This is a genomic window from Myxosarcina sp. GI1(2024), from assembly GCF_053543375.1.
This window is the reverse complement of sequence record NZ_JBKGTY010000002.1, coordinates 700,029-719,627: the sequence shown is the minus strand read 5'-3', so window position 1 is coordinate 719,627 and position 19,599 is coordinate 700,029. Positions and strand designations below refer to the sequence as shown.

Annotated in this window: 16 protein-coding genes and 1 pseudogene; 7 read left to right on the top strand and 10 right to left on the bottom strand. The window is 42.2% G+C overall.

Annotated elements, in window-relative coordinates:
• Positions 1-90: 90 nt before the first annotated feature.
• Genes dnaJ through rsgA form a run of 3 tightly spaced genes read left to right on the top strand, consistent with a single transcriptional unit; the run spans position 91 to position 2,614 of the window.
• A complete protein-coding gene (gene dnaJ / locus ACLFKQ_RS12460) occupies positions 91-1,227 on the top strand; it encodes a molecular chaperone DnaJ (RefSeq protein ID WP_449000122.1) in 1,137 nt (378 codons plus the stop codon).
• Between the two features lie 26 nt (positions 1,228-1,253).
• Positions 1,254-1,511 carry a sulfurtransferase TusA family protein gene (locus ACLFKQ_RS12455; RefSeq protein WP_449000350.1) on the top strand — a complete coding sequence of 86 codons (258 nt, stop codon included), beginning with the start codon at positions 1,254-1,256 and terminating at the stop codon, positions 1,509-1,511.
• Positions 1,508-2,614 (top strand): small ribosomal subunit biogenesis GTPase RsgA, encoded by a 1,107-nt coding sequence (gene rsgA, locus ACLFKQ_RS12450; protein ID WP_449000121.1) that lies wholly within the window; start codon positions 1,508-1,510, stop codon positions 2,612-2,614. Before ACLFKQ_RS12455 ends, rsgA begins: the two co-directional genes overlap by 4 nt.
• A 116-nt stretch (positions 2,615-2,730) precedes the next feature.
• Here rsgA and ACLFKQ_RS12445 read toward each other — a convergent pair.
• The 6 genes and pseudogenes from ACLFKQ_RS12445 to ACLFKQ_RS12420 form a co-directional block, all read right to left on the bottom strand.
• Positions 2,731-3,681 (bottom strand): annotated as a pseudogene (locus tag ACLFKQ_RS12445) (DUF4365 domain-containing protein).
• A gap of 100 nt (positions 3,682-3,781) precedes the next feature.
• Positions 3,782-5,881, bottom strand: coding sequence for a transglycosylase SLT domain-containing protein (locus ACLFKQ_RS12440; protein ID WP_449000120.1), 2,100 nt, complete (start codon positions 5,879-5,881; stop codon positions 3,782-3,784).
• A 194-nt stretch (positions 5,882-6,075) separates the two neighbouring features.
• The gene (locus tag ACLFKQ_RS12435; protein WP_449000349.1) at positions 6,076-6,411 is read right to left on the bottom strand and encodes a LysR substrate-binding domain-containing protein; all 336 of its coding nucleotides are present in this window, start codon (positions 6,409-6,411) and stop codon (positions 6,076-6,078) included.
• 61 nt (positions 6,412-6,472) lie between these two features.
• The gene (locus tag ACLFKQ_RS12430) at positions 6,473-6,613 is read right to left on the bottom strand and encodes a hypothetical protein (RefSeq protein WP_449000119.1); all 141 of its coding nucleotides are present in this window, start codon (positions 6,611-6,613) and stop codon (positions 6,473-6,475) included.
• A gap of 40 nt (positions 6,614-6,653) precedes the next feature.
• Positions 6,654-7,991, bottom strand: coding sequence for a ferredoxin reductase family protein (locus ACLFKQ_RS12425; RefSeq protein ID WP_449000118.1), 1,338 nt, complete (start codon positions 7,989-7,991; stop codon positions 6,654-6,656).
• Positions 7,992-8,043: 52 nt separating this feature from the next.
• Positions 8,044-10,461, bottom strand: coding sequence for an endonuclease MutS2 (locus ACLFKQ_RS12420; RefSeq protein ID WP_449000117.1), 2,418 nt, complete (start codon positions 10,459-10,461; stop codon positions 8,044-8,046).
• A gap of 242 nt (positions 10,462-10,703) precedes the next feature.
• Here ACLFKQ_RS12420 and ACLFKQ_RS12415 point away from each other — a divergent pair, with 242 nt between their 5' ends.
• Positions 10,704-10,847, top strand: a complete 144-nt coding sequence (locus ACLFKQ_RS12415) for a chlorophyll a/b-binding protein (protein WP_449000116.1) — start codon at positions 10,704-10,706, stop codon at positions 10,845-10,847.
• 86 nt (positions 10,848-10,933) lie between these two features.
• Here ACLFKQ_RS12415 and ACLFKQ_RS12410 read toward each other — a convergent pair whose 3' ends face one another.
• The 4 genes from ACLFKQ_RS12410 to ACLFKQ_RS12395 form a co-directional block, all read right to left on the bottom strand.
• Entirely contained in the window at positions 10,934-13,552 is a 2,619-nt protein-coding gene (locus ACLFKQ_RS12410; RefSeq protein WP_449000115.1) for a CHAT domain-containing protein, read from the bottom strand.
• A gap of 36 nt (positions 13,553-13,588) precedes the next feature.
• Positions 13,589-14,599: a hypothetical protein gene (locus ACLFKQ_RS12405; RefSeq protein WP_449000114.1), complete on the bottom strand. Its 1,011-nt coding sequence runs from the start codon at positions 14,597-14,599 to the stop codon at positions 13,589-13,591.
• Positions 14,600-14,746: 147 nt separating this feature from the next.
• The gene (locus ACLFKQ_RS12400; protein ID WP_449000113.1) at positions 14,747-15,259 is read right to left on the bottom strand and encodes a COP23 domain-containing protein; all 513 of its coding nucleotides are present in this window, start codon (positions 15,257-15,259) and stop codon (positions 14,747-14,749) included.
• A 211-nt stretch (positions 15,260-15,470) separates the two neighbouring features.
• Positions 15,471-16,070, bottom strand: coding sequence for a DUF1517 domain-containing protein (locus ACLFKQ_RS12395; RefSeq protein WP_449000112.1), 600 nt, complete (start codon positions 16,068-16,070; stop codon positions 15,471-15,473).
• A gap of 228 nt (positions 16,071-16,298) precedes the next feature.
• Between ACLFKQ_RS12395 and ACLFKQ_RS12390 the strand changes: the two genes are divergently transcribed.
• The 3 genes from ACLFKQ_RS12390 to ACLFKQ_RS12380 all read left to right on the top strand — a co-directional run bounded on the left by ACLFKQ_RS12390 (position 16,299) and on the right by ACLFKQ_RS12380 (position 19,361).
• Positions 16,299-16,547 (top strand): LapA family protein, encoded by a 249-nt coding sequence (locus ACLFKQ_RS12390; protein ID WP_449000111.1) that lies wholly within the window; start codon positions 16,299-16,301, stop codon positions 16,545-16,547.
• 194 nt (positions 16,548-16,741) lie between these two features.
• Complete coding sequence (locus tag ACLFKQ_RS12385) at positions 16,742-18,184, top strand: alpha/beta hydrolase (RefSeq protein ID WP_449000110.1); 1,443 nt, start codon at positions 16,742-16,744, stop codon at positions 18,182-18,184.
• Between the two features lie 115 nt (positions 18,185-18,299).
• A complete protein-coding gene (locus ACLFKQ_RS12380; protein WP_449000109.1) occupies positions 18,300-19,361 on the top strand; it encodes a transporter substrate-binding domain-containing protein in 1,062 nt (353 codons plus the stop codon).
• The last annotated feature ends 238 nt before the right edge of the window (positions 19,362-19,599 follow it).

The following is a 19,599-nucleotide window of genomic DNA, read 5'->3' as shown; positions in this document are numbered from 1 at the left end:
TTCTTCGTAGTAACCGAACTAGGTTTTCTGGTTCTGATTTTGCTAAAGTACAAAGTACGATTAACAAACTATATAAAATATTAAGAGTTTATGGCAGGGGACTACTATCAAATCCTGGGCGTATCCCGCGATGCAGACAAGGAAGAGCTAAAACGCGCATATCGTCGTCTGGCTCGAAAATACCATCCAGATGTCAATAAAGAATCGGGAGCAGAAGAAAAATTTAAAGAAATTAATCGCGCCTATGAAGTCCTATCCGAACCCGAAACCCGTGCGCGATACGATCGCTTTGGTGAAGCTGGTGTCTCCTCTGGTGCCGGAGCTTCGGGCTTTGAGTATGGCGACATGGGTGGGTTCGCCGATATATTTGAAACTATTTTTAGCGGCTTTGGCGGCGGTGTGGGAACCGCAGGAACTCAGTCCCGCCGTCGTAGCGGTCCGACTAGAGGCGACGATCTCCGATTAGATTTAAAATTGGAATTTCGGGAGGCGGTATTTGGTGGCGAAAAGCAAATTCGCATTCCCCATTTAGAAACCTGTCAGGTGTGTGACGGTACGGGGGCTAAACCTGGAACTAAGGTCAATACCTGTAGTACTTGTAATGGCGCGGGACAGGTACGTCGAGCTACTCGCACTCCTTTTGGTAGCTTCGCTCAGGTTTCTGTTTGTCCTACCTGTAATGGTACGGGAGAAGTAATCGCAGAGAAATGCGATGCTTGTAATGGTGCTGGTCGCCAGCAGAAAACTAAAAAACTTAAAATTACCATTCCACCTGGAGTGGATAACGGTACGCGACTGAGAGTTTCTAGGGAAGGAGATGCAGGAACTCGTAGCGGTACTCCTGGCGATTTGTATGTATATTTATTTATCGAGCCCGACAGCGAATTTGTCAGGGATGGAATTAATATTCGCTCGGAAATTACTATAAGTTATTTGCAGGCAATTTTAGGCTGTCATATAGAAATAAATACTGTAGACGGAAAAGAGGAGCTTGCCATACCTTCAGGGACTCAGCCTGACACGGTATTAACTTTAGAAAACAAAGGAGTGCCAAAACTGGGCAATCCAGTCAGCAGAGGCGATCACTTGATTACGGTTAAGGTGAAAATTCCTACGCGAGTCAGTCACAAAGAACGAGAGTTACTGACAGAACTAGCTAAAATTAAAGGCGAAAAGCTGGATAAAAGCGGCAATGAGGGATTCTTGGGAGGATTGTTCCATAAATGAGCGACACAGACGGCAAATTTTTCAGTATGGTTAATGATTCATCCTCCAGTCAACCAGACGAGCGCCTCGATTTGCGGGGTACTCCCTGTCCGATTAATTTCGTTCGTACCAAATTGCGCTTAGAACAAATGTCCCCAGGCTCTTTATTAGAAGTCTGGCTCGATTCTGGAGAACCGATCGAACAAGTTCCCGACAGTTTGACGATGGAAGGCTATCAGTTAGAAAAAATCGAACAGCGTCAACAGTTCTTTTCTTTGTTAGTCCGTCGTCCTGAAGCTTTGTGAGTAGTGTCGAGTTAAAACCAGAGGACGCTTGCGATTTATGGGGAACTGTAGTAGCTGTACAGGCTAATTTTTATCGAGTGCAATTAGAGTCTCCCAGTAGCCAAATATCTCCTCGGCAATATTTACTTTGTACTCGTCGCAGTCGCCTGAAAAAAATCGGTCAGAAAGTAATGGTCGGCGATCACGTTATAGTAGAAGAACCAGATTGGCAAGACTATCGAGGCGCGATTTCTCGAGTGCTGCCTCGCAAAACTGAATTACAGCGTCCCCCCGTTGCCAATGCCGACTGTCTGTTATTGATGTTTGCACTCAAAGAGCCGACCCTCGATCCTTTGCAGTTGAGTCGTTTCTTAGTTAAGGCAGAATCGACTAACATCGAGTTAATTTTAGCTCTCAATAAGTGCGATCTTGTTGACGAGACAGAGCAAGTTTGGTGGCAGCAGCGTTTAAATGGTTGGGGCTATCGACCGCTATTTATTAGTGTTACTCAAAACTTAGGTACTGCCAATTTATTAGATCGCTTACAAGATCGAATTACCGTAGTAGCCGGACCGAGTGGAGTAGGAAAATCTAGCGCGATCGAGACTTTAATCCCATCAATTAACTTGAGAGTCGGTGAAGTATCGGGCAAGCTACAAAGAGGTCGCCACACTACACGCCACGTAGAGTTATTCGAGCTTCCCGAAGGGGGGTTGCTGGCAGACAGTCCGGGATTCAATCAGCCAGATTTAGACTGCGCTCCTGCCGATTTAGCCTGGTATTTTCCCGAAGCTAGAGCGAGGTTGAAAGAGGGAAACTGTCAGTTTAGCAACTGCCTACATCGCGATGAACCCAACTGTGTAGTTCGAGGAGATTGGGAAAGATACGAACATTACCTGAACTTTTTAGAAATTGCGATCGCCAAAGAAGAAGCTCGTCAGCAGATTTCCGATAGTGAATTGAATTTAAAATTGAAAGTCAAGCGAGGAGGCAAACAGCAGTACGAACCAAGATTGGAAACTAAAAAGTATCGTCGTCTTTCCCGCCGGGAAAAACACCAAAGTTTACAGGATATTTATAGCGATCGCTCTGTAGAAGAAATTTATGAAGAGTTGGAAGATTAAAAAGAGTATGTAAACGATTTATGAATTAGAGATAGTTGGCATTAGTTTGAACAAACAAGACAAATAAATTTAAATTAGTGAGTATCTTAACTATTAACTTAACCGTAGTGTGCATTTCACTCCTTATAGTACTTGGTACTAAATCCTACTGATAGTGGTGCTCCTTCATACTGGCAAGATACTCCGATCTTTAACTTTCGTTTATGATCGTAGTAAGTATGAAAGTGCGTTTGTTTGTGGGCTAGCTCTAATTCGGATGGATTAATACTGAGCACTCCTAAGATTGCTTCAGAATCGAATGGACGGCTTGGACTCCAAGGTGCAGTCTTATTTAATTCAATATCTACATAGGTAATAAAGTTTCCTTCTGCTTCTAATAACATGTGAGATTGCTCAGAGTCGATAGTAATGTTGCCCACGCTATTAGGTTTTTTGCCGACTGCTTTTGCGGCTTCTGCGATAGACATTCCAATATATTGAAAAGGACGATGGAAAGGTGCGCTCAGTATATTTAGTCCAGAATCATAGGCTTTGTTTATAGCACCTGAAAGCGTTAAAGTTTCAAGATAATTACCATTTTTAGGAGTAGCAGAAGCCTGTGAGTTAACTATTGAAACTAGTTTGGCAGGCAAAGTATTTATATTTCGTCCAAAATAATTTTAGATATAAACTTGAAGCGAAACTGTTTTTTGCTCTTGCCATTTTTTATTTAGCGAACCAAGAAAATCTTGCGGGAAAGACCAATAGAAAATACTGTTTTGGCGATCGACAACAATCAAGAAAGTTGGATTTGGCTGGAGTAACCAATAATTAAGAGTAGTTACTGCAATAGGAACAGTAATTGAATTATCTCTAACTATTGCTTTTTCTTTGCCTTTGCATTGAATATTAAATAACTTTCCAGTTGGGTGTTCTCCATCCATAATCTCACAGATAAAATCAATACCAAGATCTCTATCTTGAGGAACAGGAATAACATTACAAAATTCAGTAAAAACCGAACTGAGTAAGTCGGCAGCATTTGTGCCAAACCTTTGATAATTGGTGCGTTTAGGTAACTTGGTCATATCAATTCTCTATAAAAATAAACTAGATCGAGTTTAACTTTTTTGCATCTCTGCGCGAGATATTATGAAGTGCTATATAGTGACATTAAAATTTTGCTTATCAACCGAGCTGTTGGAATAATTCTTTTACTTCTGGATTGTAAATTAGCAAGTAGTTCCAATAATTTTCAAATACGGACTCAACATAACCTTTGGTTTCTGGGTAGGGAATGCGTTCGACAAATTTATCGGCATCCTCTAAACCGTAGCGCGATACCCATTTAGCTACTGTGTTTGGTCCCGCATTATAACTGGCGACGGCTAGCATCGAGTTATTCTGATATTTTTGATGGGTGAAGTCGAGATAGTAAGTACCGATGTTGATATTGTCTTCGGGATTGGTTAGAGAATAGTCAGACAAGCCGATGTTTTGAGCGACATTTTCACCCGTAGCGGGCATTACCTGCATCAAACCCGTAGCTCCAGCCCAGGAACGAATTTCGGGTTCGAAACGGGATTCTTGGCGAATTAAGGCGGTTACTAACAACGGATTGAGCTGGCGATACTGAGACCATCTCACAATAGGTTCTTTAAAGGGAAATGGATATAATCCCTGCCGGTATTCTGGTTTCTGACGCAATGCCTGCCACTGTTGCTTTTCTAAAGGTGAATCGCGTTCTTCCAAAAACCAGATTTGATTGATTCCCCGCAAGTTTTTGCCTTGGGAAAGTTTTAATAAACCGCTAGTAAATTCTTCAGCGATCGTTAATTCTTCTCTATCCCCTATTTCGATTTGAAATTGCGCCCAGGCTTCGGATGTTAATCCCAGTCGATCTAGTTCCCTGACAATTTCAGAACCTGCTGGTAGGGGAGCGCGATCGCTACTTTTAACGACTTCGGGTAACTTGTGGCGCACGGTAGTAAAATTTCCTACATCCCAGTTCAACGCTACAGCCGCTCTCCAGGCATAATAGGAACGAGGAAAGTTAGCTAAAACAGCTTTAAAAGCAGTAGTAGCTTCTTCGGTTTTTCCTAACTGCTGCGCCCATTTACCAATCCAAAAGGTAGCTTTAGGGGCGAGGGGACTTTCGGGATTGTTAACAGCTATCTGTTGTGCCCATTGCCAAGCCGCAGATAAATCTTCGGCTTCAACTTTTTTACTGGCAAGCTCCCAACGATATTCTGCAGCAGTTTCAGAGTTGCTATATCGACTGAAAAGAATTTCGCGAGTTTGAGTGGCGGAAACCGAGCTATTTAACGAGTCGAGAATTTCGGCTTTTTCCAGTAAAGCTTCAGGTGCTTGTTGAGGAAAATTAGCGATCGCCATTTCTAAATAAGCGATTGCCTGTTGTTTATCGACAATAGAAGCTAGGCGACGCAAACCCAAGCCAGTATCTTCGGCGTTAGGAAACTGTCGAATAAGTTGTAGATAGAGCTGTCGTGCTGTAGTTTCATCGTCACCGAGATGATGTCCTCTAGCAGCGCGATAGAGATTGCGGGCAGTAGGAGGCGATTGTGCATAAGCTCGTCCGGCTTTACCATAATCCCACTTCAACCAGTAACCATCAGCGATCGCTTGCCAATCTTGGGGAGAGAGTTGACTGGCATATTCACTCATCAGGCGATCGCGCATTTTATCTACTCCCTCATCATCGGGAGTATATTTGGCTAACAATAACATCAGCTGAGGTCGATCGGGATTTTGCTGCAGTAATTGGCGGGCTATTTGATGGGTGCGCGGATGGGCGGGAAATTGTTTTATTGCCTGTTGCCAATAGGTAGGATTGGACTTGCCCAGAAAATACAAAGCCTCAGCAGCAGCGGCAGAGTCTGGATATTTGTCTAACAGTTGTTGCCAGCTAGCTTCTGCTTGCTTATGGTTTTCAGCTAACTGATGAGCCTTCCCTTGTTTGAGTAAAACGTAAGGAGCTAGTAGGGGATATCTTTCTTCTAAACCCCCTAACTCTTCTAGTGCTGGTTCTCCCTGCTCTTGAGCAATTAAATTAGATGCTAATAAAAAACTGGTGCGAGAATTCTCTAAAGTTTGCTTGGATGATTCAGTATTTAATGAAGACAAAAGCTGAGAATTATCAACCTTAGTATTGAAGCGATCTAAATTTTTAGTCGCAACTGAATTATTACAGCCCGAAACCATTGTCGAGCTAAGCAATCCCAAACCAATTGCCAGAGAGGTTTTGATGTAAAATTTTTTTTGTACCACAGGTTACCAAAATCCAGTCGATTAGACCTCTTGCATCAATAAAAAAGAGAATACTCTTCCCTTTGCCCTTTACCCTTTTCCCATTCTTAAGGTAGTCATTAATAATTTGGGCAAGAAGTTTATTATAAAAAGTATTCCCCAGACTAAGTTTGTTTCTAACATCATTTGCCAATCCAATTAATATTCCTGGGGTTCTAAACGTGCCAATTATGGCTTGTAGCAAATATACAGAATCGGTCGACAACTCTAGATTCTTGCTGAGGTCGCCATTTGAGTCCTACAATGTGATCGAGATCGGCTAGATTTATCCTGCTGCACTGAGTAAAAGGATGGTTTAGAGGAACGGCAAGTAGCAATCTTTGCCGAAATAGTTCCTGAAAAGTTTTGGGATCTTCACTCTGCTTTAAAGAAGTAATAGCGAGATCGATCTTACCTCGATCCAGCCAGTCTTGCAGTTTTTCTAGGTGACTATTGTAAAGCTCGATCGTGACATTAGGGTGTTCTTGTCGATATTGGCAACTGCAAAATATTCTTATTGGCTATGGTTTGAGTTTAATAAATATGCTTTGACTTGTAATGTATATGAATTACTCATAATTTTAGAAGAGAGTTAACCTGTCCTTCTGTTGGCGTTGGAGTAGGACGACTTTGCAGCCAGGCAAATAAAGCACCCGAACCGACAAGAATCAGAGTAATAATACCGACAATTTGAAGCATAATGCTATAACGCATAGTACGAGTAATTTAAAGTAATTGGCTAAAACTCTAATCTTCAAACCAGGTTAAAGTATTCCATGTGGACGTGGGCGAAAGGTACGTTAAGTTCGTGCAAAGCCGCTTCTACTTGTTCCATCATCACTGGAGCAGCACAGATAAAGTATTGACGACTCCCTGGATGAGTGGGGACATAGCGTTTGAGCAATTTTTTGTCTACGTAGCCTGTTTCCCCCGACCAATTTTCTGGCGGTTCTCTAAGAACGTGAATCACAGTAAGGTCTAGTTTTTCCTTAAGTGCATTCAGTTCCTCCCGAAAAGTGATATCTTCCCAAGTTTTATTGGCGTAAATTAATAAAAAAGGGCGATCGTCATTGCGTTCGGCAGCGGTTACCAGCATACTCATCATCGGCGTAATCCCGATCCCGCCAGCGATGAAAACAAATCCACCTGAATCCCAATGTCGGTCTATTGTGAATACGCCGTAAGGTCCGTCGAGGTAGGCTTTTGTACCTGGTTTGACATCTTTAATCTTATTGGTAAAATCTCCCAGAGCTTTAATGCTAAACTCCCAGAGTTCTGGATGCTCGCCACTAGAGGACATAGAAAAAGGATGTTCTCGCATTCGCCAAGGAGAAATACCGATAGTAATCCAGGCAAATTGACCTGGTTGAAACTTCATCCCTTTATGTCCTTGGGGTCGCAGGGCTAAGGTCCAGACGTTCCCTCGTTGAGGAATCACTTCCTCTACCAAATAAGTTTTTCGCATCATTAGCCCTGGCTTGATGAGGCGAACGTAAATAAGCAACCATAAAGCAAAAAGAGCGATCGCACTCCAGAGAACGCTTTTCCAGAACAATCCCAAGTAGTAGCCTACTCCTAAAGCGTGTGCTAGTCCAAAAGCAACAGCACACACGGCTAAGATACCATGAGTAGTTCGCCAAGGTTCATAGGGAATCTTTAGAGGTTTGCGCCAGATAGACGTGACAACGATTAATACCAGTGCCAAAGTTGCCAAGATCGCAAATCTGGCTCTCCAAGGAGCTTCTAAGAAATTTAGCAGTTGCAGGGTTTGAGGTTCGGTTGCGAACAAAATCAAGGGATGAATAATAATAAAGCTGAAGGCAACAATAGAAATATATCGATGAAACTGAAGGATAATGTCTATGCCGTAGGAGGCTTCGATACGATTAAACCTTGCTGTCAGGGCAAACTGAAGGGCGAGCATAGCTAGACCAATAAAACCAAGAGCCACCGAAAATTCTGTCCAAAAAGCTCTTCCTGCTGGTGGTGGATACAACAAAAGAACGAGCAGCGGTAAAAGAGTCACGACCAAATAGATCCCAATCCAAAAGGTTGCTACTGCTACTGGGCTTCTCATCAATATACGTTGCATTTAAAATCTCCATTCCGAAGTGTATTTTATATGACAGAGAAGTGCGGTAGATTTATTTCAAATAGGCAATAGTGACTCCCGAACCCCCTTCGTTTTGAGGTGCGAGTTCGAAGCGATCTACTTGGGGATGGCGTTGTAAAAATTCATGGACTCCCTGACGTAAACGTCCCGTTCCTTTGCCGTGTATTATCCACAATACTCCCGACTCAGTTGCCGAAGCGATCGCATTTTCTAAATCTACTTCGGCATTGGCTACCCGACTGCCACGAATATCTATAGTGTTTTTCGAGGTGCGAACCGTTACTGGAGAAGGTGTTGTTGGTTTGGTACTAGTAGCTTTGGGCGATTTAGCCTTGGCGGGAACTTCAACTTTTTGTCCGTCTAAAGATTCAATCTCTCCTAAAGATACAGTCATCTTCATAATGCCAAAGCGAACCGTTACCTCTGATTCTGCCTCATCGATACTCAAGACTTCTCCAGTTTGTCCGAGACTGGATATTTTAATTTTTTCTCCTACCTGGGGTTTGTAAGCTGGTTTGTTTGGTTTGGGCTGTTGAGTTTTAGCTAGTTCTCGCTGACTAATTTGATTTAGTTCTTCACTAGCTTGTTGGGCTTCTTGGGCAGTTGATTCGCCCTGCTGCAGACGATGTATGACTTTGGCGATTTCGGCTTTAGCTTCGGCGATCGCCTGTTGGACTGCCCGTTCTTGAGAAATTTTTAACTTTCGTTCTCTTTCCTGTAATTCGGTAGCTTTGGTCGAGACTTCTGAATAAAAGCGTTCGGTTTGTTCTAACAATTTACCCGCTTCTTGGGCTTTAGCTTCTTGTTCCCGCCGCTGTGCTTCTAAGGCAGCAATTACTTGGTTGACATCTTCGGTTGTATCTATTCCCGCTTGATTGCGAGCTTCGTCGATAATTTCCGATTTTAACCCCAGACGTTTGGCGATAGTTAGAGCATTAGAACGTCCTGGAATTCCCCACAAAAGGCGATAAGTAGGCTGTAAAGTGCGATCGTCAAATTCTACCGAAGCATTTTCAAACCGTTCGTCTTGATATTTTAAAGCCTTTAGTTCGCCGTAATGGGTGGTAGCCACCGTCAGCAAACTATGTTCGGCTAGATACTTGAGTAGGGCGATCGCCAGCGCACTCCCTTCGGCAGGATCGGTTCCCGCGCCAATTTCATCGAGTAAGACGAGAGAATCGGGTAGAGTCGTCGTTTCACTTTCAGGACTTAAAGTTTCGATGATGCGGCTGATACGGCGGATATGACCAGAAAAAGTCGATAAACTCTGCTGTAAAGATTGCTCGTCGCCAATATCTGCCAATACCGACTCAAACCAAGGTAATTCTACTGGTTCTTTAGCTGGTACGAAAATTCCCGCTTTTGCCATTAGTGCGGCTAAACCTATTGTTTTGAGGGTAACAGTTTTACCGCCAGTATTGGGTCCGGTAATCGCCACTACTCGAGTTTGAGGTCGAACCAATACGTCAATAGGTACTACTTCTGCTCCTTCTTCATGACGATGTTGCCAAACTAAGAGGGGATGGCACAGACGACGCAGGGTAATCGTTTCTTTTCCCTCAAAATCGATAAATCTGGGGGGATTAGCTTCCAACCACAGACTGTATCTCGCTCTAGCGGTGGCTAAATCTAAAATAGTCGCTACTGCCAAAACCGTCTCTAAATCTTCAATAACCGCCGCTACTTTCTCAGTTAATCCTTGTAAAACCGCTTCTTCTTCTCGTTTTTCCTGACGCTCTTTTTGGCGCAATTGATTGCCCAATTCCACAACTGCCCCAGGCTCGATATAAAAAGTCGAACCCGTACTGGAAACATCGTGAACGATCCCCTTAATAGCTTCCTTTTGAGTGGCTTTTACTGATAGTACGAAGCGATCGCCTCTTTGGGTAATTACAGCTTCTTGAATGGCAGTGCTGTTGCGCTGCATGATGCCCTGCAAAGTTTTATAGATTCTCTGCCGCAGTTGTTTGATTTCACTGCGAATCTCGGCTAGTTTAGGATTGGCGCGATCGCTAATCTCGCCGCGATCGTCGATGCAGTGATGGATCTCTTGCTCGATTTCAGGATAGGTTCGCAAGTCAACAATTAATTCTGCTAGAGTCGGTAACTCTTCAGCTTGAGCATCGATTACTCGCCGCAAACGCCTTACTCCAGCTAGAGTAGTTGCCAAATCTAGTAATTCTTTAGGGGCTAAGATACCGCCAATCTTGGCTCTTTCTAGAGAATCCCCGATATCTTCTATGCCTTTGAAAGTCCATCCAGAGTCTATTTCCTGCTCTAGGTAATATATTTCTGTAGTTTGTGCTAATAGCTGTTGACTTTCTGCTTTAGTAGCTGGAAATCTTAACTGTCTGGCTGCGACTGCACCGAGTTTTGTGGCGGCAAAAGTAGCTAAATGCTGACACAAACGTCGCCATTCTAGTAGGTCTAGAGTTTCTGTAGTAATCAAAGTCGAGTCGGTCTTGTGGTTAATATCTATTTCTATTATTTAGCTATTTTCAAAAATTGAAAGGTCAAAACTGGGAAATCGATCGAATTATTTGCTTCTTACTCTAATTTATTTATTTTCGTAATGCGATCGTATTTTCAACTAAATCTTAAGATATATTGCGATATGTGTTGCAAATTGTTAAACTTGTTTACAGATAGTTGACATCAATCTAGTAACGGAATCATAGAGGGCTAATCATTATGGAAACACAAGAAAACAAATTTGGTTTTACTCGCTTTGCTGAAATCTGGAATGGTCGTTTGGCTATGTTAGGTTTCGTCATCGCCGTAGCAGTAGAATTCGCAACAGGACAAGGTATCTTAAGCCAGTTAGGCTTGATGTAACTGAAAAATTTCCTAACTGCCTTCTCTAGAGGAAGCAGTTTTACCCCTGACAATCGTTATTTGCTAGCGATGTCAGGGGTTTTACATTAGTTCCAGTTACCAATTAAGGTAAAGGCAGACCAAAAATAAGGATGAGAAAGTTCTAGAGAGCCTCGAGGAAATTCTGGAGGCAAAGCTACAGAATCACCATTTGTTAGCTCGATCTGCCCATTATCTACCAACACTTTGCCCTCTAACATCGCTAATTGAGTTTGTCTTAAAGCTTCGGCTTTAGTCAGGGTATTTCCTAAGCGATCGTAAAATTCGCTCATTAAAGCTAAAGTACCCAAATCGCTAATGTACCATAGACTAGCTAAAGCAGATTTAACTCCTGCCTGTACGGCTAAACCAGCAAATCCTAATTCCGCTTCTTCATCTCCCAGAGCGGTTTGACAAGCACTAAGCACTAACAATTCTACGGGAGTAGTGTTGCTACTATTCCATCCCAGTTCGTCGGAAATAGTTCTCAACTCAGATAAATTGAGCTTATCATCATAAAACTGAATATAAGAATTTTCTAAACTACCTGCTTGAAATTCAGCGTGAGTGCCGAGGTGAATAATTGGGAATGGTTGCTGACCGACATTTTGGGCTTTGAAATTGGCAATTGTAAATTCTTCATTTAGAAATATTTCTCCTTGACGGGGATCGCTAACAATAGTTGCTAACTCTACAGGTATGGTGGGTAAAGCAGCTTGTTCGGTAAATTCGGAAGCTCCCATTGCCAAAATAGAACTTCTATTGAGATTGACATAACGAGTATCGGTCAGACCAAAACTAGGAACTAATGCTACGGCATATTTTTCGATTAAAAATTGTTGACCATCGTGAAGAGCGGCGATTGGTAGTAGACGCAGTCCAGAGTCCATAGAAAAAACTAAAACATCGATCTCATTTGCTTTTAATTCACCTTCTATCGGTTCGATTAGTTGCTGGTATAGCTCTTTGGCAGATTCAATGTAAGTTGTTTGTCGGAGATTTTCAATGTTACTTACTTCTTGACGAAACTGCTCGGCTGTAGCCAACAAGCTGCTCCTCGAGGTATTTTTCAGGGTTTTTCTGATAGTTGCCGCTTGAGTATTATTTGGCGTCACAGCACTAATTTTAGTTGAAGCAATCGCCGAACTATTTTCTAAAGCAGATTCTTCTACAGTAGGTAAAACTACGAAAGACTCTAATTGATTCGACTGAAGAGAAATATTAATAAACGCTGGCTTGTTACCAGTTTGCAGCCAAAGTTGCCCCAATCTTTGGGAAATTTCGGTAGTAGATGGAGGTTTGCCATAAATTTGTAATCCCGATGAATCAATTAATTGAGTAACTTGAAATTCTTCTTGCAGTTGGATTGCTACATCGATATCTGACTGCTGTACCTGAACTTCATAAGCCAAGCGGTCTACTTCTGATTCAAAATCCGACTGCTGATTTTCTTCTCGCGCTTCTTCTGTAGTTTCTTCACTACTTTCTTCCTGAGTTTCTGTTTCCGCTTCTGTCGATTCTTCAGTGACTGGTTCTTCTTGCGCTTCAACCTCTGTTTCTGTTGATTCTGCGCGATCGCTACTTTCCAAGTTAGTTTCTGGGCGATCGCTCGTTTCTGTTTCTGTTTCTATCCTGTTTTGTGTATCCGTTGCAGATTCTCCATTGGATTCAGCTTCTACGGTTGACGGATCGGTTTCGACATCAGTTTCTGGGGGATTGACCGTTTCTGACTCTATTTCAGTCTCTGTTTCTGTTACATCTAGGGATTCTTGAGTATTAGCTTCATTGATGTCGGCAGCAGATTCTACAAATACAGATTCCTCATTCATATCTGTGTTATCTGTATTGACAGTATCGACAACTGTATCGGTGTCAGTCGTATCTCCTATATTGGAAGTGCCGGTATCAGTTGTCTCAATAGCCGTATTAGCCTCGGTGGTATTGGTATCGGTAGCTTCTGTAGTAGCAGTAGATTCTACAGCTATAGATTCATTACCTCCTTCAGAAAGAGCCTTTAACACTGTTTCATTAATAATGGCGGGAGAAGTTTCAATATCAGTATTAGATTGGCTACCTAAATTTTCAAAGCTCGCTTCTACCGTTGTTTCTGGCTCGATAGATTCTTGAGCTTCTGTATTGGTCATATCCGTGGTGTCAGCCGTATCTGCGGTCTCGGTGTCGGCAGTATCTGCCGTATCAGATGTGTCAGCCGTATCTGCGGTCTCGGTGTCGGCAGTATCTGTCATATCTGCAGTCTCGGTGTCGGTAGTATCTGCCGTATCAGATGTGTCAGCCGTATCTGCGGTCTCGGTGTCGGTAGTATCTGCCGTATCAGATGTGTCAGCCGTATCTGCGGTCTCGGTGTCGGCAGTATCTGTCGTATCTGCGGTCTCGGTGTCGGCAGTATCTGTCGTATCTGAGGTCTCGGTGTCGGTAGTATCTGTCGTATCAAATGTGTCAGCCGTATCTGCGGTCTCGGTGTCGGCAGTATCTGTCGTATCAGATGTGTCAGCCGTATCTGCGGTCTCGGTATCGTTATTAGTATTATTGTCGTCGGAGATCATTTCCCCTGAATTGGGTAGTGTAACGTCAGACATGTTCCCCGACTGGGAGCGAACGGGATTAATAGTAACTAAAGACCAACTAAAAAATAGACTGATATTAATAAGTAGCTGAAAAAATTTCATATTTTTTACTCTTACTCTATTAGAAATAAAATTACTTTAAAGAGAAAAAGAATAGCCTACGCCGACTACAAATCTCGCTCCGTCGCCTGCCGTTCCAGTAATGTCTGTAACAGCAGGTACTACTACTATTGGTAAATTACGAAATGGAATTATAGAAGTTCCAATAGTTAAATCTTGACCAGTCCACTCAGTTATAATACTGATTGGCTCTATTGCCCGAATAGCCAAGCTGCTAAATACACCTACAGATTCTACACCGTTATCAATATCAGATTCCGAACGAAATTGCCCGCCACCAACTCCAACCGAAGTATAAATTTCGCTAAATGGTTTAGTTATGTTCTGACGAAGTATGAATCTTTTAGTAACTACTCCATAAACGGAAGAACCACCATCTGTATCTCCCCAAGTTGTTGCCCCCTGTACGCCTGCTGCCACACTAAAATTTTGCGGTAAGCGGCGATGTAACTTAAGATTAATTGCTCCATCCCGCCAAGGGGAACTGACATCGACCAAACTAACTCCAATTTGCAGACCGATGTTTTGGCGGGGATTTCCCAAACCAAACCCCAACCCAATTACACCGTCAGATTCATTAATAAAACGCGCTCTTTCTTGAAAACCTACACCAATACCAACGCTTCTCCACGACGCACCGTATCCGGAGGGATTAATGATGGTAACGCTAGGAGATGCTCGATAATTTCTTCTTGGAAAAGAAGGAACGCGCAAAGGTATTCTTTGTGGCTCAAACTCTTCTTCTCCTTCTAGTGGTTCACGACGTAGAGCAGGAATTCCCTCATCGCTAGATTTGGTTTCTTGAGGTTCAATAGCCATAGTTTCTATGTCACTAGAAGTAGAATCGAAATCTGTTAGTCGCCAAATATCGCGATCGCCCACATTGACATTATCTAATTTTGATTTTTGAAGAGCGATTTTTACCTGGTGAGCTTGGACTAACTGATTTGAGGTCAGAATAAATCCAACGCTAGCGGTTAGTGTATTAATTCCTCCCAAAAATAACTTTTTATATTTTTTGTATGACATTCATTTGAGTTTTGAAATGACTTATCTTTTTAAATTTTTCAATCAAGGATATGTAGTATCAAATTTTATTTATCAGCGATGATAGAGCGATCGAGGTATTTAGCCGCTCGATAAAAAATTTGTCCGCGCTATAAACATGCCAACCAATTACCAAGGCCACCATGTTGGCTGATAGGGACTATCGATACTGCTATAAACGCCTCTAACTCTGCCGAGGGCAACGCATTCTAATGGTTCGCGATTATCGAGAATACAGTGGGCATCGTAGTTAGGATTGATGCTAAATAGTTCTTCGCTATTATTAGAGGAACAAGTTGCGTCTTTTTCAGATACTATACATACTACGGTACGGTGTACTTTGGACTGTGTTCTAAGATAGTGCTCTTGTCGTCGATCTATTTCTTGTAGTTTGGTTGCTGTTTGTTGACAGACCTCAGTTGCCGATTGTTCTGATAGTAAATATTCTGAATGCCAACTAACTATCGGAGTAAGTTTGACATTTCCAGGAGTAAAAGCGAACATAGTAGGCGTTTCTATATCAGTCGCACACACAAAAATTTTATCGGCATTGGGACTGGGTTTTTCTTGTGCCTGAATGGAAGTTGTAGTGATAGCAATTGCACTGGTAGCGATCGCCACATAAAAAGCTTTGTTATTCATCACAGCGTGACCGAATCGTTTTGTATTAAATTTTGTATTAAATTTCTATCTAGGTATTTTTGACGAAATTATTCAGTATGTTGTTCATTATTTCACTAAACATTATTTCACTAAACTTGTTGAGAGATTGCAATTTTATTTAAACTTATTGGCTAGGGTACGAAGAATACTGCCTCAGATAGCTTCGCAGCATTCTCTAACTCAAACACGCCTAAAGCGGTACGAGTTCGGGAAAGTTAATTATTAGCTGTTCGTCATTAAGTTCATCTCCTAACTTGGCAGGAGAAAAATGAATTTGAATCGCTCTCAATCTTCCCTGATAATGAAGTTCGATTAAAGCTTTAAGACCTTCTTCTAAAGCCTTTACATCGGCGAGATTAGTTTCGAGGTCGGTTGCTTCTCCTTCAAATGCCACTACCAAGATTACTACTAAATTGTTCGTTATTGGTAAAGATAGAGTTTTATCTGTGGTGGGTTGGGTAAAATCGAATTCGCTGAGATATCTTTGTCCAGAGTCGGTAAAAAGTTCGTTGACATAGCTTCCTGCTTCACCTTCATCCCAGAAAACATCTCCTTCATTGCCAGTAGATTGCCAGTAGGCATTCATTTGCAACAAATTTTGACAGACCGTTACCAATCCTTCTCCTAAAACTTCGAGCTCTCCATCGGCATCTACTACCTCTCTGACGACTCGATTGAGAACGCCCAAAAGAGGCGCAATTTCTCTTCCAGCAAAATGTATGAATAGACGAGATACTACAAAACGGGTTTTGCCACTAAATTGATTGAAGCGATCGCGCCAAGAACTCATATTTCATTCGCAACTCAGACATTCATTACTAATTTCTTATCATATCTCTCAAATCTCGATGATTAATTATCTCTGTGGTTCTTGTCTTCAAGACGCGCGATCGATCTTGTCGAACAGGAAAGCAGAGCTGACTGAGATAATCAAAATTAACGTATAATTTAGATAGACTTAATACCTTACTGTAGGATAAAGTGGCGCTCGACTTCGTCGGAATACTAGAGAAAAACTATGTTTTTAATTGCATTTAGACTGATTATCCTTCTAGCATCTGCCTATTTATTCGGTCTACTAGTGGCTTGGTTGTTCTCGTGGTTCGATGATAGTAACGGTGGTGATGACTTCCGTGGTGACGATCCCGATACTCCTATTCCGCCAGAACCAGGAAAAACCTTGGATGGACAAAGAGGTAAGAAGCGGTTGGTAGAAGTGGATGAGTCTTATTATCTTGAAGAATTTGATTTGAGCAAAAAGCTGTAGTTTGACTTCAAACTTAGTCTCAATGGCTGAGAAGCTGGAATTTTATACTTTTGCTATGGGTTGTTAGTAAGATCGAACTCTTGTAAATAACTACAATATCGGTGCAAAAGTACAGAAGCGTCATATTAACACTTCTATATTGAGTCGACAATGCCATAAGCTTTATTTGACTAGCAGTTGAAGCTATTTCCTTGGTGAGATTAATTTCTTTAATGTACGGCTTGCCTAAAATCATTTCCAGCAGTTTTTCACTTGGCGCGATCGCCGCAATAGTTCTCATAGATACTCTAACTGCTAAACCCAGCCAGAGTGCCGAAGAAATTCGCTTTTATACCGATGCTCCCGTAGCGATTTCTTTTTCCCTCGATACTTTGGAAAAATTTGTGAGTACCGGGGTAGCTGAGGGAGATTTAAAGTTACTAACTAGTTCTTTCGATGAGCCTACCCTCAATACTCTGCGCCAACAACTCCAGCGACCTTTTCCCCTCAATGTCGAGCAAACCCATCATTTCTCTTATTCTCCTTTAGGTAGAAAAGTACTGGAGCAAGTGGGTAAAGTACTGAGATTTTCTCCAGAAACTAATGGTTTTTATGGCTTGAGAGCCGCCGCGATCGCCGCTATTGCTAATTCTTCACCTGAAGGCTGGACGCTTCTCGATGCCATGAGAGAATTTCCTACAGAATCTCTAGAAGTTAATGCTGAAGATCTGCTTAAATTACGTCGAGAATTAACTTTATATTTTAACTATAGTGATGCTGCAGTTAAAGCAATAAGCGAACGGGCAAAGGCAGAAATAGCAACGCAAGTCTCCCCTTCTTTAGAAGAGCTTTCAAGCTTGAGCCAACCGGGAGCCTACAGTTTCGAGCGACAGACCATAACTATTGTTAATCCCACCCTCAGACAAACTGACAGAGGTCTATCGATCAACTACGATTTTCCAGTGGATATTTACCTTCCTCAAGGTTTAGAACAACCCGCACCCATTATAATTATCTCTCATGGATTTGGAGCAGTTAAAGAAAATTTTGCCTTTCTTGCCGAACACCTAGCATCCCACGGTTTTGTAGTTTTAGTTCCCGATCATGTAGGCAGTAACTTATCCTATCGTCAAACCTATTTACAAGGTCAGCTCAATACCCTACTCAGTCCTATCGAATTTATCAATCGACCACAAGAAATTTCCTTCTTAATCAATGAGTTAGAACGACTAACCGCCACTCCTCGTTGGGCGAAGTTGCTTAATTTATCGCAAATTGGCGTTATGGGCAATTCTTTGGGAGGAAGTACGGCTCTATTCCTAGCAGGAGCTGAAATTAACTATGCCAGACTAGTAGAGACTTGCGATCGCGACAACCTCATTTTAAATTTCTCTTTGTATCTTCAGTGTCGGGGACAATTTCTGCCGCCGCAAAACTTCGATCTTTACGAGCCGCGCATCAAAGCTGCTATTGCCTCTCATCCTCTCAGTAGCGGACTATTCGGACCAGAAGGCATGAGTAAAATTACTATTCCTTTAATGATAACCGCAGGCAGTCGAGATGTAGTCGCGCCAGTTATTACCGAACAAATTCATCCCTTTGTTTGGCTGCAGTCCAAACGAAAATATTTAGCTTTATTTAGTTTTAGCTTTATTTAGTCCGGGAACCCATTTTACTACCAGCGAACCCAATGCAGCAGGAGCAGAATCTATTCCTCAAGTTTTGCGTGGCGAACATCAAAAATGGGGTCGCAAATACTTTAAAACTCTCAATGTGGCATTTTTTAATACTTATTTGCGCGATAAGCCTCCGGCAATCGGCTATGCCGATTCGCCATTGCAAAGCGATGTCGGTGCGCTCCAGCGCACGCAAGCCAATCGCAGTGAGTATTTACCTTACCTCAGCGCGGCGGCGGCTCGTACTATGAGTATGAATAAGCCCATGCAATTAGATTTTATTGGCGCTCTTTCTCCTCAAGATTTAAAAAAAGCCTATGGTAAAAAACCTCCAATTCCGATCGTTCCTGCTGCTGTAGAATCAGTCTCTCAGCTTCGCGATCGCACTATTGTCGAGGAGATTAAACGCACCGGGGTATTACAAGTAGCAATGCGCCGCGACGTTGCCCCTGTGGGCTATATCAACCAAAACGATGAATGGTCTGGTTACTGTGGGGATTTAGCGATCGCTTTACGAGATTATTTAACCGCAAAGCTAGAATTCGAGGACGTAGAACTAGAACTGGTAGAATTGCCTTCAACATCGCAAAGTCGTTTTTCTCTAGTGCGAGACAATGTGGTTCATTTAGAATGCGGTCCTAATACTGTTAGGCAAAACGTTGATGGTATTGCTTTCTCCAATCCCTTTATGGCAACGGGAACTCGTTTTCTCACTCAGAGTAATTCTCATCAAGCAGTCAATCCCAATCGTTTTCTAGCAGATGTACGAGTGGGGGTTCTGAAAAATTCTACTGCCGAAGCTTTCGTTGGTGATAAATATCCTCAAGCTAATATCGTTCTTTTTGAAGGAGTGACCGGACAAGAAGATGCTGTAAAGGCAGTGATGGAAGGTCGCATCGATACTTTTGCTCACGATAGTCTTTTAACTTTAGCAGAAGTAGTACGGCAAAAGATACCTTCAGAACGCTATACTTTTTCTCCACACAATCCTCTCACCTGCAATTTCTACGGGCTGATCCTACCAGACGACGATCCAGAATGGCGCAGAATAATTAATCAATTTATGGGAGTCGAAAAGAACGCTCAATTAATTCAGAGTTGGTTTGCCCAAACTATGACTTCTGAGTTAAATGATTTGGACTATTGTCTCAATCGCTAAATTGCATTAGAACATAAGTTCGACAGATGCGCAAAGCCCTATTCTTTGATAAGTTGAAACCTACATTATTTCTTAAGAGACTAATAATTTCTGTTTTTATCGAACTCTTAGGAAACAAATTGTTTCTTTCAGACATAAGGAATCAAAATTCGTTGGACGCTCACGTTACCCAAATTAATCTCCTGTAAAACATGAGCAAATTTACCAGCAAATTTCTCGAGACTTTTTGCAGCGATCG